Raw genomic sequence first — 15643 nt, 5'->3', positions numbered from 1 at the left:
TATGGGAAAATTAAAATTAATGACTATTTTAGGTACTCGGCCTGAAATAATAAAGATGTCTGCCATTATTAAAAAGTGTGATAAGTATTTTGAACATTATCTTGTTCATACAGGGCAGAACTATGATTATACTTTAAACGAAGTGTTTTTTAAAGATCTAGCTTTGCGTGAGCCTGACTATTACTTAAATGTGGTTGGTGAAAACATAGGCCAGACCATGGCGAATGTGATCTCTAAGAGCTATGAATTGATGGTAGAAATAAAACCAGATGCTGTAATTGTGTTAGGTGATACTAATAGTTGCCTTTCTATTATTTCCGCAAAACGTTTGAAAATTCCGATATTTCATATGGAAGCAGGAAATCGTTGTAAAGATGAGAATTTACCTGAAGAGGTAATCAGAAGAATTGTAGATGTAACTAGCGATGTGAATCTTTGTTATAGCGAACATGCTCGTCGTTATATCCTTGATGCGGGGGTTAGGCCTGAGAATACTTATGTCGTCGGATCTCCTATGCGTGAGGTGTTGGATGGATGTATAGAACAAATTAATTCAAGTAAAGTATTAGGGCGTTTAGGGTTGGAAAGACATAAATATATCCTACTTTCAGCTCATCGCGAGGAAAATATAGATATTGAAGCTAATTTTTTCTCCTTGATGAATGCGGTTAATGCTATGGCTGATAAGTATAATATGCCTATTCTTTATTCTTGTCATCCTCGTAGCAAAAAGTTTATTGAGCAACGTGGGTTTAAGTTTGATAAACGAGTGATTCAAAGTAAACCATTAGGATTCCATGATTATAACCATTTACAACAGCATGCTTTTTGTGTGGTATCAGATAGTGGGACAGTTCCGGAAGAAGCTAGTTTCTTTAAATTTCCAGCGGTAAGTATTCGTACATCAACAGAGCGTCCGGAAGCTATGGATAAGGGCGTCTTTGTTATAGGGTCAATTTCTACAGAACAAGTATTACAGGCCGTTGATCTTGCTGTAGAAATGCATCTTTGTGGAGATTATGGATTAACGGTACCAGCTTATGATGATAGCAATGTATCCACTAAGGTGGTTAAGTTGATACAGAGTTATACAGGTATTATAAATAAGATGGTTTGGCGAAAATAAAGTAATATATGAATATTGTTTTTTTAACATTAGTAAGGATCTCAGATGTGTCTCAAAGGGGTATTTATACAGACTTATTGAGATTATTTCTAGAGAGAGGTCATTCTGTATATGTCGTGTCTGCGAATGAACGAAGATATGGAGGGAAAACAGAAGTTGTTGATTCTGGTCGATTACATATATTGAAAGTTAAAACTTTAAATATTCAAAAGACCAATTATATAGAGAAGGGTATAGGGGTACTTCTTTTAGAGAATCAATATATGTCTGCAATTAATAAATATTGGAATAATATACATTTTGACTTGATATTGTATTCTACGCCTCCTATTACGTTGAATGGTGTAATTCTGTATTTGAAGAATAAAAATAATGCAAAAACATATTTAATGTTAAAAGATATATTCCCTCAAAATGCAGTTGATCTAGGCTTATTATCTAAAAAAAGCTTGTTATATAAAATGTTTAGGAGAAAAGAGAAAAAACTATATAGCATATCAGACTACATTGGATGTACATCTCCTGCTAACATCGATTTTTTGATAGAGCATAATAAACAAATAGATAAGAGTAAATTGGAGATATGTCCTAATAGCGTTGAACTTCATGAAATGGAGTATTTTAGTAAGGATAATAGTGAATTTCTTGAAAAATTGAATATACCATCTGATAAGACTTTATTTATTTACGGAGGAAATTTAGGCGAACCTCAAGGATTGGATTTTTTGCTTAGAATAGTAGAAGCTAACGAGTTAAGGGCAGATTCATATATAATCATTATTGGTGGAGGTACTGGTTATGCAAAAGTAAAGAGATGGTTTGATGTTCATCTTCCTAAGAATGCTTTATTAATTCCTTATTTACCAAAAGCCGAATATGATAAGATAGTATGTTTATGTGATGTCGGACTGGTTCTGCTTGATCATCGCTTTACTGTTCCAAATACTCCTTCGCGTATGTTGTCGTATTTAGAATGTAGACTTCCAATATTATTGGCAACAGACATCGTTACCGATGCTGGAAGAATTGCTGAATCTAATGATTTTGGACGTTGGACAGTATCTGGAAATTTAGAAGAATTTATGAGTTTAATGCAGTATATGTCTGAGGATGGAAACAGACGTGTCGTAATGGGGAGAAATGGATATGATTTTTTGATGAATAATTGGACTGTGGAGCATACCTATAATTCTATTATGCGTCATTTCAGGTCGTAAGTAGTCAAATTAGGGGCCAATCATAGAATAAATGGTTTCGCTGTCAGAGTGTTCCCCCCCCTAAGTTCTCAAAGGTTGTTAAATCAATCATTCGAGAATGCCTCCAGTGTATGGGAATATCGAAGGATCGTAGGATAGTAAAGTTGTTTACCTATGATAATCGTACAATGCAGGCAGTAGACGACGAGATAGCATAGTCTGCTGTGACGAGCCCTGGTACAAGGTTCGCAAATACGATAATTAATGAATGTTTTGGTGATATAAAGTAAAAGCATTAACTTTGTGAAAAACATGGATATATGAAAATAACAGCGATCATACCTGAATCCGATTCATATTGGAATGTACTGAAGGATCTTAGTGATGAGGTGAAATTGGATTTAATATCTTGTCTAAGCCAATCGTTGCTTCGTTCCAAGGCTGAGAAAAAAACAATCTCCGCCAGTTTTTTTTATGGCGTATGGGAAGACTCGGATTCTATTGAGGTGGGTCGTTTAGTGAAAGAAGTGAGTGAAGCCCGGAGTTAGGGCGTATACAAGGTTTACGGCGTAGGACACAGAATTTGGACGAGCTCGTAAGTGCCTAAGGGGGTTGCCTGTCGTGGATTCTTTCGATATGTTTGCTTCGGAAAAAGCCCGTCTACGTTTAGCGGGGACTCCTATGGAAGATAATTTTGATTTATTGATTGGTTGCACCTCCGTGATTCACCGGATGGTAATGGTGACTGAAAATCTTAAGGATTTCAAGAATATATCGAATATCCGCTTGGAGAATTGGATCTGGAGGTGAAAAGTTTTCAAATATTAGAATACCAAATACTTAACATTTTCTGAAGCTGATGTAGTTTATTTGTTTATAGGGTATATTAGCTTGCCTCTTTTATCGTTTAATAATTGATCATGTACAAAGATTTTTGGAAGAGGGTGATTGATTTCATCCTCTCACTTCTTACGTTGGCTATCCTGTGGCCGATACTACTTGTCATAACCATTTGGCTGCATTTCGCTAATAAGGGGGCAGGGGCTTTCTTTTTACAGGAACGTCCGGGTAAGAATGGAAAGATATTCAAGGTTGTCAAGTTCAAGACCATGACGGATGAGCGGGATGCGGAAGGGAATCTGTTACCAGATGCCGACCGATTAACGAATGTAGGCAGGTTTGTTCGTTCTACTTCGATTGACGAGTTACCGCAGTTGATCAATGTAGTGAAAGGGGATATGGCTTTGATTGGTCCTCGGCCTCTTTTGTCGCAATATTTGCCTCTTTACTCAGAAGAGCAAGCGAGAAGGCATGAGGTTCGTCCGGGGATTACAGGTTGGGCACAATGCCATGGGCGCAATGCGATCAGCTGGACGGAGAAGTTTAAGCTGGATGTTTGGTATGTGGATCATTGCTCTTTCCTGACAGATTTAAAAGTGATAGGTATAACAATCAAAAAAGTCCTCGTACGTGATGGTATCTCTCAAGAGGGAAACGCAACGATGGAGGCTTTTAATGGACATAATTAGTTTGAGAGATGAAAGATATAGCAATTTATGGCGCAGGTGGTTTTGGACGTGAGGTCGCTTGCTTGATAGAAAGAATTAATAAAGCCAGAGAAACTCCTATATGGAATTTTATTGGTTTTTTTGATGATGGTATTCCTTCAACCAATGATTATCCACAAGGTCCAGTTTTGGGTGATATTAATGTCTTGAATACGTGGAAAACAAGTTTATCTATTACTGTTGCAATAGGCTCTCCAAAGACACTTAAATCGATTGTTGATAATATAACTAATAAAAAGATTGACTATCCAAATCTTGTGGATCCTAGTGCTGTATTATATGAGATACCACAAATAGGTATAGGTAATATTATAACTGCTAATTGTGTATTTACTACTAACATAAAACTTGGATCTTATAATATTTTTAATATTGGGACAATTATACCACATGATGTTATAATAGGAGATTTTAATGTCTTTAATCCTTATGTAAATGTATCTGGTAATACATTTATAGGAAATAGAAATCTTTTTGGAGTAAAATGTACGATAATTCAAGGAAAGACTATTGGGGATAATAATAATATCGGTGCAGGGTCGGTTGTTTTGGATTCAATCGATTCTTGCAAATCGCTTTTAGGTAATCCAGCGATAAATTCAATATTAATTTTGAAAGAATATTTTCGAATTGTAAAAAAAGAAAAACAAGCAAAATGAAAAAGAAAGTACTTGATATCATTAATGAGATTCGTGCTGCAAAAGATCTGACCGCAGTTGAAAAATTAAATTCAGAAGACAATCTTCGTGACAATCTTGGTCTGAACTCTTTTGATTTAGCAGAGCTCACCGTAAAGATTGAGGATGAGTTTGACATTGATATCTTCGAGGATGGATTGGTGAACACGATTGGTGAAATCTACGAGAAGCTTGCTTGATTGCGAATGGAAAGATTTCTTTTGAACAGCGGCTTTGTGTATAGTTATGGGCAATTGCTTGCTTCGCTCAACGAAAGCGATAGCTATTTCCCTCTCTATAAACAACCGAATTTGTATCTCTTCTTTGTTAATCTCATCAAAGCATTGGCAAACAATGCACCATTGGTGTTGCTTGATGCGGACTTGAACGAGGCTGAGATTGAAGGGTTAAATGTAGCTGAAATAAATGCGCCAAAAGCGATTACTTCAGCTATGTTTAAGGATATGGGAGTTGTTGTAGATGCAGTGAAGCGTTCTACGTCAGAAATCACTATTTTCACTTCAGGAACGACAGGACAACCTAAGAAGGTGGCCCATAGCGTCCAAACGCTTACAAGAGCGGTTCGCTTGGGCGACAAATATACAAGTCAGGTGTGGGCGTATGCCTACAATCCAACACACATGGCGGGCTTGCAAGTGTTCTTTCAAGCCTTTATGAATCAGAATTTCTTGGTGAACGTGTTCAATAAAAGTCGTGCAGAGGTTTATGAACTGATTGAGAACGAATCTGTTACGCATGTATCTGCAACACCTACATTCTATCGTTTGCTATTGCCTTTCGAGAAAGCTTATCAGACCGTTTTGCGGGTGACGCTTGGTGGAGAGAAATCCGATAAGAAGCTTTACGACTCGATCGAAAAGATTTTCCCTAATGCGAAAATCAATAATGTGTATGCTTCTACAGAAGCGGGCACTTTGTTTGCGGCAAAGGGGGATTGCTTCCAGATTCCAGTGGCTATTTGCGATAAGTTCTTGATTCAAGAGGAGGAGTTGCTGATTCATAAGTCACTGTTAGGCCAGTCGGAGAGTTTCAAGTTTGATGGTGATTATTATCATTCGGGCGATTTGATTGAATGGGTGGATGAGACTACCGGCTTGTTCCGCTTCAAGAGTCGCAAGAACGAGCTCATCAATGTGGGGGGCTATAAGGTTAATCCGGGGGAAACTGAAAAGGCGATCCTTGAAATCGATGGGGTTCAGCAGGCTTTGGTTTATGGCAAGGCCAACTCAATCCTTGGCAATGTGCTTTGTGCGGAAGTTCAACTGGTGGAAGGTTCAACTTTGACTGAATTGGAAATTCGTACTCACTTGAAAGAGCAATTGCAGGACTTTAAGATTCCTCGTCGGATAAAATTTGTCGAATCATTCTCATTAACAAGAACAGGTAAAATCAAACGATCATGAATATACTGGTAACCGGTTGCTCACGAGGTGTGGGTTTGGAAATTTGTAAGGTATTTCTGGAGCAGTGCCATGTAGTGTATGGTGTAGCTCGTAGTCATACGGAAGAGTTTAAGGCTTTGGAAGCTGAATATGCTGGTAAGCTCTTTTTTAAAAGTGTTGATCTAAGTGACAGCGAAGGGGTGAGAAAGGCGATCTTTAAGGAGTTCGTTGGAAATAAAATCGTATTGCACGCTTATGTAAATAATGCCGCCATGGCATATGATGATATCGTGACCAATCTAAACTTAGATAGACTGAAGGCGATGTATGACGTGAATGTGTTTACACCAATGATGATGACAAAATACGCTATACGTAATATGCTTCTTCACCATACTCGTGGTGCAATTGTGCATATCTCAAGTATCAGTGCGCATACGGGATACAAGGGTCTTGCTATGTATGCTGCCTCGAAAGGTGCGCTTGAGGCTTTTTCAAAGGATACGGCTCGTGAATGGGGTGGCTTAGGCATTCGCTCGAATGTTGTAGTTCCGGGATTTATGGAGACCACCATGAGTTCAACGCTTACTGACGATCAAAAAGATAGAATTTACAAACGTACTTCGATGAAGGCAGCTACCAGCGTTCGTTCAGTAGCGGAAACAGTGGCTTTTTTGGTAAGTGAGAAAGCATGTAGCATCACTGGGCAGAATGTGCATGTAGATAATGGAACAATCTAATTAGATGGATACGGCTATGGCATATACACCAGAGAAAACAATTTACCTCTGCCTTGCTCATATGAGCGAGGAGGGGATTGAGCAGAAATATGTAAAGGAGGCGTTTGATACCAATTGGGTGGTGCCTTTAGGCCCGAACGTGAATGGTTTTGAGAAAGATTTGGAATTTTTCGTGGGAGAGAATAAACGGGTGGTAGCTCTTAGTGCTGGCACTGCTGCTGTACATCTGGCTTTATTAGCTTGCGGTGTGAAACCGGGTGATGAAGTATTGGTGCAGAGTTTTACTTTCTGTGCCTCTTCACATCCTATTACTTATTTAGGAGCTATGCCTGTGTTCGTGGATTCGGAGGCGGATACTTGGAATATGGATCCTGTGTTATTGGAAGAGGCTATTCAAGATCGTATCGAGAAGACGGGAAAAACACCGAAAGCGATTGTCACAGTGGCCTTATATGGGATGCCTTATAAGGTGGATGAGATTATGGTGGTCGCTGATCGGTATGGGATTCCGATCATAGAGGATGCGGCGGAGGGTTTTGGCTCTCGTTATGATGGACGTATGTTGGGTACGTTTGGAAAATATGGGGTGCTGTCGTTCAATGGGAATAAGATGATTACGACCAGTGGTGGGGGGGCGTTGATTTGTCCGGACGAGGCGGCTAAGCAGGAGATCATGTTCTACGCTACGCAGGCTCGGGAGGCTTATCCGTATTACCAGCATGAGCGGATCGGGTATAATTATCGGATGTCGAATATTTGTGCGGGTATCGGGCGTGGTCAGATGACGGTGGCTGACGCTCATGTGGCTCATCATAAGCATACGTGCGATTTATACCGGGAGCTGTTGAAGGATGTGAGAGGGATTACCTTGCATGAGAATCCTTCCGGCCGTTTTGATAGTAATTATTGGTTGAATACGATTGTCTTGGATCCTTCATTGAGGATGAAAGGGCAGGAGGATGCTTATCAAGCAACGGTACAAGGTGCTGTTGGTGGTGCGGGCGGTGTGACTCACGTAGCGGTTAACGCACATACGGATTGCGAGCCGAATGCCAATGTCGAGGCGATGCGTATGGGACTTGATGCGATGGGTATAGAATCTCGCCCTTTGTGGAAACCGATGCATAAGCAACCTGTTTATAAGGATTGCCCGGCTTATGTGAATGGGGTGAGCGAATCTTTGTTTAAGGTTGGGTTGTGCCTGCCTTCTGGCCCGTGTGTGACAGATGAGGATGTGGCCTATATCGTGGATTGTATAAAGAAGAATATACTATAGTTATCATGAACCCTTTTTCTCGACTATCTACCTGGTACTTTTCCAAGAAATCCTTACCCTATTGGGGTATTATCTTGCTGGATTGCTGCTTGATCCTATTTTCCGGATTATTGGTGTATACCTTGAATAACGGGGTATTATCAACCTTGGATATCTTAGGACATCTATTGGTCACGCTGTTGGTATGCCTGATTCCTTATCTGGTAGGCTTTCGCCTGTTCCATACCTATTCGGGGATTATACGTTATTCCTCTTTCGTGGACTTGCAAAAGGTGGGATTCGCCGTTTTGTTTGGCTTGATTTGCGTAGTCGTGTTTCAGGCGTTGACGGACTTTTCTCCTTATTTGGTGTATATCCGTAAACGGGATCTGATCCTCTCCGCGTTGTTGGCTATGAGCTTGATGTGGATGATGCGTGTGTTCGTGAAATATTTTTATGTAAGTACTTTTCGTGTGGCTAAGGCAGAACGTGCCTTTATCTATGGCGTGAAGCAAGGTGGGGTGAGTTTGGCGAAAAGTATCCAGAATCAAGATCCGGCCCGGTTTGTACTGGCAGGGTTTATCTCGGATCAGACAGAGATAGGGAATCGGTATTTAATGGGAGTCAAGGTTTATCCGAATAACGAGGATTTGATTGGTGTGATGAGAAGGCTGCAAGCCGATGTTTTGTTGGTATCTCCCTTAAAGGTTGAGGCGATCCGGAATAATCAGGAGATGGTGGACAGGCTGATCAAGGCGAATATAAAGATCTATATGACTCCTGCCGCCCAAGAGTGGGACGGGAGGAGCGACTTGAGCCATACCCAGCTGAGGGAGGTGAATATAGAGGATTTACTGCCCCGTGATAAGATCGAGATAGACTTGGAGGCTGTGAGGAAGCAGCTTACCGGTAAGCGGATTCTGATAACAGGAGCCGCCGGAAGTATCGGTAGCGAGATCGTGCGGCAGGTAGCCCAGTTCGCCCCGGAACGTATGGTCTTGATAGATCAGGCGGAGACTCCCTTGCACGATGTCCGCTTGATGATGGCTCGTGGGTGGTCGAATATAGAATCCTATACGGTTGTGAGCGATATTTGTGTACGTGAACGCATGGAGGAATTGTTCGAGGAGCATCGTCCGGATTACGTGTTTCATGCCGCGGCTTACAAGCATGTACCTATGATGGAGGATAATCCGGAGGAGAGTGTCCGCAACAACGTGGACGGTACCCGGGTGATCGCAGACTTGGCGGTGAAATACGGCACGAGGAAGTTCGTGATGGTATCGACTGACAAGGCGGTGAATCCCACGAACGTGATGGGCTGCTCGAAACGTATTTGCGAGATCTACGTGCAGAGCTTGGATCAGGCTATCAAGGATGGGAAGGTGAGGGGGCGTACGCAATTCGTGACGACTCGTTTCGGTAATGTGCTGGGATCGAACGGTTCCGTGATCCCGTTATTCAAGGAGCAGATCAAGCGGGGCGGTCCTGTTACGGTGACGCACAAGGATATCATTCGTTTCTTCATGTTGATACCGGAGGCTTGTAAGCTAGTCCTAGAGGCCGGTACGATGGGTAATGGGGGCGAGATCTTCGTGTTCGATATGGGTAAACCTGTACGGATCGTGGATCTGGCTGAGCGGATGATCCGTCTGAGCGGCGTGAAGGGAATCGAGATCCGGTTCACGGGATTGCGGGACGGGGAGAAGTTGTATGAGGAGGTACTCAATGAGGAGGAAACTTCCAAGCCTACTTTTCATCCGAAGATCAAGATCGCCCAAGTTCGTGCGTATGATTATGCTGACGCCAATCTGCGGATTGATGCCTTGGTACATGCTTGTGCCGTGGAGGGGGATATGCAGATCGTGAAGCGGATGAAGGAGATTGTTCCCGAGTTCAAGAGCCAGCATTCTAAATACGAGGTTCTGGATAAATAAATTGTAGAAAAATAAATAAGATGTAAAAAGAAGGTCTCTCATTGCGGGGGGCCTTTTTTTATGAGATAAGCGTTGTCTTTGGGATAGTATTTCGTATTTTTGCTCATACAATTTAATTAGTGTTGTTTGTGATAAGATGAAGGAATGAGTATGGTACGAATAAGAAAGATATTGCTGGTTGTTGTGTCTGTGTTGGTCGGGATCTTTTTCATACTTCCCTTGATCGGGGTTGGTATACTGAAATGGGCGGTCTTACCTCCGGAGAAGCTGACACCGCTGGTCGTAGAAAAAACAAACGAATTCATAGAGGCGCACTTGGAATGTGAGCGGGTGGAGTTGACTTATTTTGAGACGTATCCTTATCTGGGAGTGAAGTTGACGAATGGGCGTTTGATCTCAAATCTGGCTGAGGATTCTATAGGCTATCAGGAGGATTTGATGATTCCTTCGGATTCCTTGTTGTCTTTCAAAAAAGCGATCGTCGTATTTAACCCTACGGATTATCTGTTTAGCGGGAAGGTGACGATTCCTCGGGTTATCATGGATAGTATCCGTTTTTATGGTTATGTGAATGAGGAGGGAAAGGCGAATTGGGAGATTTATCAAAGTGAGATGGATTCGGTAGACGAATCATCGTCATCTCCATTGCCTAAAATAGATTTGCAGCAAGTGCATATTACGAATGGGCACTTTGTCTATGATGACCGCCAGCAGGATTTATATACGGCGATCGATGGTTTCTTTTTACATATAGACGGCCTTTTGACCCAACGAGGAAATAAGTTGGATGTGGAGACCGGTTCTTCCTCGATCGTATTCCGTAGCCCGTCTTATTCTTTGGCGAATAAGTTAGCGTTACGCTTCAAGGGACGTTTGTTGTTGGCTGACGGACTTCGTCGGATTGGGTTGAGGGACGCGGAGTTGCTGGTGAATAACCTGCCTTTTACGGCGGATGGCTTTATGGTGCCGGCTACCGAGGATAATCCGTCACGGATCGATATGACTTTCGGGTTGAAGGTTTCCGATATGAATGATCTCTTACATTTTATTCCGGATGAATATTTTAAGGATCGGGATAAAACACTTGCTGAGGGACGTATTATTTTGGAAGGGGATATCCGTGGAGAATTAGGGGATAGTATCGTTCCGACCGTGAACTTATGCTGCAAGATAGAGGATGGTTCTTATCATGTAAAAGGTATTGAACAGGGGATTGATACCTTGCGCATGGACGTGGATTTACATTTGAATGGCGCTTACCCGGATTCTTCGTATGTCTCTTTGGAGGAGCTGACATTGATCGGGTTGAATACCTCGCTGACCATGAGTGGCGAGGTTAGGGATATCTGGAGGAATCCCGCGATTCGGGCGGAGATGAAAGGGCAGGTCGATTTTACCCGTTTGGCTAAAGAGTTCTTGAATCCCGACACACTGCTGCTGGAGGGTACCGTGATGGCTGATTTATCTACGGTGTTTAAGGTGGATGATATCGTGAATAGCCGCTTCGCCAAGGTCAAATCATCCGGCAATTTGACGGTTGATCGCTTCAAGGCGTTTAGTAAGCCGTTAGGCGTGGATATGTATATCGCTGGGGCGAATCTGTTTGTAGGATCTACGGAAAATGAAAGTAAATATCTGAATGCGAAAGGATTGTTGAGCGCTAATCTATCGGTGGATACCTTGAATATAAAGTATAAGGATGAGATCAGTACGAATATCGGTGGATTGAAGATGGTAGCCAATACGACGCCGGTTATTGATACAACGGCTGTTATCCCTATGACTGCAGGGTTGGAATTTGATCATTTGCGCACCAAGTTGCCGGATTCTACCTGGATGGTGGCCGGTAAGACCGTGTTGAAAGGGGGCATCAAGGCTTCTTCTACAGATAAGCGGATCCCTATGGCGGGAGCTACGATCTCGGTGGACACCTTAAAATATATTCTTATCCCTTTACGGACGGGTATGGTTCTGACGGAAAGCCAGTTCTCTTTGGAAGCATTACCTTATCGGCAAGCGATTCGTCAACAACGTGAACGCCGTATCGCCGCCGGTGATACCTTGCGCAGGCGCACGCAGACCACCCGAAGGGCGAATAGACAGCGGTCGCAAGTGGATTCGGTCGCTTCCTCAAACAGTGTCTTACGCCAATGGGAGGCTCGGGGACAAGTGAGGTTTAAGCAATTGAGGGGCTTTAGCCGCTTATTCCCCATTCCGATGTATATTGATGAGACAAGCGTGAATTTCAATACTAACAATATGACGTTGAGTGGTGCCCGCCTGCATTTAGGAAAGAGCGATCTTACTTTGAGCGGAGAGCTTAGCGGCATCCGGCGGGCCATGCTACGGGGAGGAAAGCTGAAAGCGAATTTCGAGTTGGAATCCGATCTGATCGATTGTAACCAGTTGATGCTAGCTATAGGTAAAGGTTTGCAGTTTTCTGATCAATTGGCATCCAACTCGGTTAGGGCCTTCTCGGAAGACAGTATCTCCGTACTGGAGACGGATCATCTATTAGCGAATACCGTGGATAGTGTCGCTACGGATTCGATCTCTCAACTATTTGTCGTTCCGAAATTCTTGGATCTGACGCTTCATACAAATGCTAAAAAAATAGATTTTAAGGATCTGAAGTTGGAGGATGTGAAAGGTGAGGTTGTAATCCGGGATCAAAGTATCAATCTGAGCGATTTATGTATGAGCTCGAATATCGGTTCCGGAGATCTGACGATGGTTTATACGACCAAAACAGATCAAGAGGCGACTATGGGATTTGAGTTGTCCTTAAATGATATTTTAGTGGAACGGTTAATCAGTTTATTCCCGGATATCGACACATTGGTCCCTATGCTTCGTTCGTTCGAAGGCATGGTAGATTGCCAGATGACGGCTACTTGCAAGGCGGATTCTACGATGTCCGTGTTGCTACCGTCTGTAAATGCCTCTTGCTACCTGAGCGGAAAGAATATGGTGCTGCTGGATGGTGAGACATTTACCGAGATATCGAAGACGCTGATGTTCAAGAATAAAAAACGGAATATGATCGATAGTATAGCGGTAGATTTAGCGATCCATGATAACAAGATCGAGGTATTCCCATTCTTGGTGGAGATGGACCGGTATAAAGTAGCCGTAGGAGGAACGCATAATTTGGATATGACGTTCGATTACCATCTCTCGGTTTTAAAATCGCCGGTACCGTTTAAGTTGGGTATCGATATAAAAGGGAATCTGGATGATTTCAAGTTCAAGATAGTGAAATGTAAATATAAAGATTTCTTGAAACCTGCCAAGCAAGCGGAACTGGATAGTACCCGCAGGAATGTGCGTGAGGAGATACGCGAGACGATCCGGAAACAAATAAGAGAGGCCGCTCCCGAATTAGGAAACAGCCTCTCTGAGATTCATCCACATACACACGGTCACGTTGAGGAATCAACGTGATCCATACATTTGCTCGTAATATTTCATGTAATCTCCACCGGTGATATCCTCTACCCATTTTTGGTTCTCAAGATACCAACGGATGGTTTTTACGATACCGACCTCGAAGCAGGTCTCTGGTGTCCAGCCTAATTCGTTGGTGATCTTCGTCGGGTCGATGGCGTATCGTTGATCATGGCCCAGACGGTCTTTTACGAATGTAATCAAGCTGTCGTTGATCCAGTCGATAGAGATTTGTCCATCGGCACCGATCTCTTTTTTCTTTAATACTTGGCGATATTCCGGTTGTTCGGTCATTAGTTGATGGATCGTCCGGATCGTGAGTTTCACGATCTCGATGTTCTGCTTCTCGTTATGACCGCCTACGTTGTAAACCTCTCCCACACGCCCGTGGTGGATTACGGCGTCGATCGCCTTGCAATGATCCTCTACATATAACCAGTCGCGTACGTTTGTGCCGTCACCATATACAGGTAGGGATTTACCTTCCAATATGTTCTTTATGATTAAGGGAATCAATTTTTCCGGGAAATGGTAAGGTCCGTAGTTGTTGGAACAACGGGTAATAGATACCGGCATCTTATACGTCTCGTGATAAGCCTTTACGAATAAGTCTGCGCTTGTCTTGGAGGCGCTGTACGGGCTACGGGGATCTAAAGGCGTGGTCTCGTGGAAATACCCTTCGGCACCAAGGCTTCCATAGACCTCATCGGTAGAGACTTGATGGAAACGTACACCTTCACGCCATACCGGATAACCTGTCTCGGCCTTACCGGTAACCCATGCTTTTCGTGCGGTGTCCAATAGGTTTTGTGTACCGAGGATGTTGGTTTGCAGGAATAGCTGGGGATTTTCGATGCTTCGGTCTACATGACTTTCAGCGGCGAAGTTCACGACATAATTGAAGTTGTATTTCTCGAATAGCTGGTCGGCCAAGGCACGGTCGCAAATATCGCCTTTCACGAACTCGCAACGTACTCCATCGATATCCTCGGCGATGGTGCCTAAATTACCTGCGTAAGTCAGCAAGTCTAGGACAACGATCTTGATATCGTCATATTTCGCCAGCATATGTTTGATAAAATTGGCACCGATAAAACCGGCGGCGCCGGTAACTAGGTAAGTTTTCATATCTGTACAGTGTTTAGTATTTGAAATTAAGCTCAGCGTCTTTCAGCGATGGAGCCTTGGTGTCTTTCTCGGATAGGTTGATCGATTCCGGATCTGTGATGCTCCAATCTACATGGACCGTGGGATCGTCATAGCAGATTCCCCGTTCATGCGTCGGAGTATATGGATTATCTACTTTATAGGTAAAGATAGCCTCGTCACTTAATACATGGAATCCGTGGGCGAATCCCTGTGGAATGAATAACTGGCGTTTATTCTCGTCCGATAACTCTACAGCTACATATTTGCCGAATGTGGGCGAGCCTTCACGTACGTCTACGGCTACATCCAATACCCGTCCTTTGATCACCCTGACTAATTTAGATTGAGAATAGGGCGCTAGCTGATAGTGTAATCCTCGTAGTACGCCTTTAGAGGAGCAAGATTCGTTGTCTTGCACGAACTGGATTTTTCCGATATGCTCCTCGAATTCCGCTTGCTTAAAAGCTTCCATAAAGTATCCGCGCGCATCTTTCAATACCTTTGGCTCAATGATCCATACGCCCGGTATTACAGTTTCTGTATAAGTCATTTTTTCGTTATTTATCTATTTGATAGGCAAAGGTAAGCTCATTTTCTCTACTTCTATAATATTCGGAGGGAAAAATAAAAAAGAAAGGAAAAGTTTGGTAATTCCAATATTATTCTCTTTCTTTGCACTCGCAAAACAAAAGTAGTTGTTTTGTGTTGAAGTTATGGTTCCTTGGATGAGTGGCTTAGTCAGCGGTCTGCAAAACCGTGTACGGCGGTTCGAATCCGCCAGGAACCTCTTGGTAATTGAAAATTACTTTTATTTTTGATTGATTCGGTTCCTTGGATGAGTGGCTTAGTCAGTGGTCTGCAAAACCATGTACGGCGGTTCGAATCCGCCAGGAACCTCATAGGAAAGCCTCGAAGTTGTTTGTAATGAACGCTTCGAGGCTTTTTTTGTTTTGTCCGTCCGTAACTCTCGCCGGGTTGTCGGGCGGTTCGCTGTTTTCATGGCTTCCCTTGGCCGGATCCTTAGGGCTCACCCGATAAATCAGGGGGAAAATTCTTTAATTCTATAGAAAATTTGCACCTTTGTACCATGAACAATCAAGGACTATTAGCATTGGCACAGTTGATTCTGCCATCAGAGATACTTT

General features: G+C 42.8%; 14 protein-coding genes and 2 tRNA genes. 14 read left to right on the top strand and 2 right to left on the bottom strand.

Annotation, left to right across the window (positions count from 1 at the left end; all coding sequences use genetic code 11):
- Position 1: 1 nt before the first annotated feature.
- The 12 genes from wecB to NBH16_RS20985 all read left to right on the top strand — a co-directional run bounded on the left by wecB (position 2) and on the right by NBH16_RS20985 (position 13346).
- Positions 2-1126, top strand: coding sequence for a non-hydrolyzing UDP-N-acetylglucosamine 2-epimerase (gene wecB / locus NBH16_RS21035; protein WP_009018254.1), 1125 nt, complete (start codon positions 2-4; stop codon positions 1124-1126).
- Positions 1127-1134: 8 nt separating this feature from the next.
- The gene (locus NBH16_RS21030) at positions 1135-2343 is read left to right on the top strand and encodes a glycosyltransferase family 4 protein (protein WP_009018255.1); all 1209 of its coding nucleotides are present in this window, start codon (positions 1135-1137) and stop codon (positions 2341-2343) included.
- Positions 2344-2642: 299 nt separating this feature from the next.
- Positions 2643-2870, top strand: a complete 228-nt coding sequence (locus NBH16_RS21025; RefSeq protein WP_009018256.1) for a hypothetical protein — start codon at positions 2643-2645, stop codon at positions 2868-2870.
- 133 nt (positions 2871-3003) lie between these two features.
- On the top strand, positions 3004-3132 hold the full coding sequence (locus tag NBH16_RS23335; RefSeq protein ID WP_255348936.1) for a PIN domain-containing protein: 129 nt from the start codon (positions 3004-3006) through the stop codon (positions 3130-3132).
- A gap of 110 nt (positions 3133-3242) precedes the next feature.
- Positions 3243-3851, top strand: coding sequence for a sugar transferase (locus NBH16_RS21020; RefSeq protein WP_039848857.1), 609 nt, complete (start codon positions 3243-3245; stop codon positions 3849-3851).
- An 8-nt stretch (positions 3852-3859) separates the two neighbouring features.
- Entirely contained in the window at positions 3860-4549 is a 690-nt protein-coding gene (locus tag NBH16_RS21015; RefSeq protein ID WP_250789033.1) for a PglD-related sugar-binding protein, read from the top strand.
- Positions 4546-4767: a phosphopantetheine-binding protein gene (locus NBH16_RS21010; RefSeq protein ID WP_008780230.1), complete on the top strand. Its 222-nt coding sequence runs from the start codon at positions 4546-4548 to the stop codon at positions 4765-4767. The genes NBH16_RS21015 and NBH16_RS21010 overlap by 4 nt, the downstream gene beginning before the upstream one ends.
- A 6-nt stretch (positions 4768-4773) precedes the next feature.
- Positions 4774-5991, top strand: coding sequence for an ANL family adenylate-forming protein (locus tag NBH16_RS21005; RefSeq protein WP_008780231.1), 1218 nt, complete (start codon positions 4774-4776; stop codon positions 5989-5991).
- Positions 5988-6710: an SDR family oxidoreductase gene (locus tag NBH16_RS21000; RefSeq protein ID WP_008780232.1), complete on the top strand. Its 723-nt coding sequence runs from the start codon at positions 5988-5990 to the stop codon at positions 6708-6710. Before NBH16_RS21005 ends, NBH16_RS21000 begins: the two co-directional genes overlap by 4 nt.
- Before the next feature lie 4 nt (positions 6711-6714).
- Positions 6715-7986 (top strand): DegT/DnrJ/EryC1/StrS family aminotransferase, encoded by a 1272-nt coding sequence (locus NBH16_RS20995; protein WP_250789032.1) that lies wholly within the window; start codon positions 6715-6717, stop codon positions 7984-7986.
- A gap of 5 nt (positions 7987-7991) precedes the next feature.
- Positions 7992-9902, top strand: coding sequence for a polysaccharide biosynthesis protein (locus tag NBH16_RS20990; RefSeq protein WP_250789031.1), 1911 nt, complete (start codon positions 7992-7994; stop codon positions 9900-9902).
- Between the two features lie 144 nt (positions 9903-10046).
- Positions 10047-13346, top strand: coding sequence for an AsmA-like C-terminal region-containing protein (locus NBH16_RS20985; protein WP_250789030.1), 3300 nt, complete (start codon positions 10047-10049; stop codon positions 13344-13346).
- On the opposite strand, the gene rfbB is transcribed toward NBH16_RS20985, so the two are convergent.
- Positions 13338-14477, bottom strand: coding sequence for a dTDP-glucose 4,6-dehydratase (gene rfbB / locus NBH16_RS20980; protein ID WP_196010082.1), 1140 nt, complete (start codon positions 14475-14477; stop codon positions 13338-13340). The two genes, NBH16_RS20985 and rfbB, sit on opposite strands and share 9 nt — an antisense overlap.
- A gap of 13 nt (positions 14478-14490) precedes the next feature.
- Positions 14491-15048, bottom strand: coding sequence for a dTDP-4-dehydrorhamnose 3,5-epimerase (gene rfbC, locus NBH16_RS20975; RefSeq protein ID WP_250789029.1), 558 nt, complete (start codon positions 15046-15048; stop codon positions 14491-14493).
- A gap of 165 nt (positions 15049-15213) precedes the next feature.
- On the opposite strand from rfbC, the gene NBH16_RS20970 reads away from it, so the two are divergent.
- Positions 15214-15285, top strand: a tRNA-Cys gene (locus NBH16_RS20970).
- A gap of 38 nt (positions 15286-15323) precedes the next feature.
- Positions 15324-15395: transfer RNA gene (locus NBH16_RS20965), tRNA-Cys, on the top strand.
- Positions 15396-15643 lie beyond the last annotated feature (248 nt).

It is taken from the genome of Parabacteroides sp. Y3-G-102, assembly GCF_023656845.1.
Taxonomy (GTDB): Bacteria; Bacteroidota; Bacteroidia; order Bacteroidales; family Tannerellaceae; genus Parabacteroides; species Parabacteroides distasonis.
This window is presented reverse-complemented; position numbering and strand designations above follow the sequence as displayed.

Bases quoted from the DNA above. Each gene is read 5' to 3' on its own strand.
- wecB (WP_009018254.1), top strand. From the start codon at position 2: ATGGGAAAATTAAAATTAATGACTATTTTAGGTACTCGGCCTGAAATA.
- NBH16_RS21030 (WP_009018255.1), top strand. From the start codon at position 1,135: ATGAATATTGTTTTTTTAACATTAGTAAGGATCTCAGATGTGTCTCAA.
- NBH16_RS21025 (WP_009018256.1), top strand. From the start codon at position 2,643: ATGAAAATAACAGCGATCATACCTGAATCCGATTCATATTGGAATGTA.
- NBH16_RS23335 (WP_255348936.1), top strand. From the start codon at position 3,004: ATGGAAGATAATTTTGATTTATTGATTGGTTGCACCTCCGTGATTCAC.
- NBH16_RS21020 (WP_039848857.1), top strand. From the start codon at position 3,243: ATGTACAAAGATTTTTGGAAGAGGGTGATTGATTTCATCCTCTCACTT.
- NBH16_RS21015 (WP_250789033.1), top strand. From the start codon at position 3,860: ATGAAAGATATAGCAATTTATGGCGCAGGTGGTTTTGGACGTGAGGTC.
- NBH16_RS21010 (WP_008780230.1), top strand. From the start codon at position 4,546: ATGAAAAAGAAAGTACTTGATATCATTAATGAGATTCGTGCTGCAAAA.
- NBH16_RS21005 (WP_008780231.1), top strand. From the start codon at position 4,774: ATGGAAAGATTTCTTTTGAACAGCGGCTTTGTGTATAGTTATGGGCAA.
- NBH16_RS21000 (WP_008780232.1), top strand. From the start codon at position 5,988: ATGAATATACTGGTAACCGGTTGCTCACGAGGTGTGGGTTTGGAAATT.
- NBH16_RS20995 (WP_250789032.1), top strand. From the start codon at position 6,715: ATGGATACGGCTATGGCATATACACCAGAGAAAACAATTTACCTCTGC.
- NBH16_RS20990 (WP_250789031.1), top strand. From the start codon at position 7,992: ATGAACCCTTTTTCTCGACTATCTACCTGGTACTTTTCCAAGAAATCC.
- NBH16_RS20985 (WP_250789030.1), top strand. From the start codon at position 10,047: ATGAGTATGGTACGAATAAGAAAGATATTGCTGGTTGTTGTGTCTGTG.
- rfbB (WP_196010082.1), bottom strand. From the start codon at position 14,477: ATGAAAACTTACCTAGTTACCGGCGCCGCCGGTTTTATCGGTGCCAAT.
- rfbC (WP_250789029.1), bottom strand. From the start codon at position 15,048: ATGACTTATACAGAAACTGTAATACCGGGCGTATGGATCATTGAGCCA.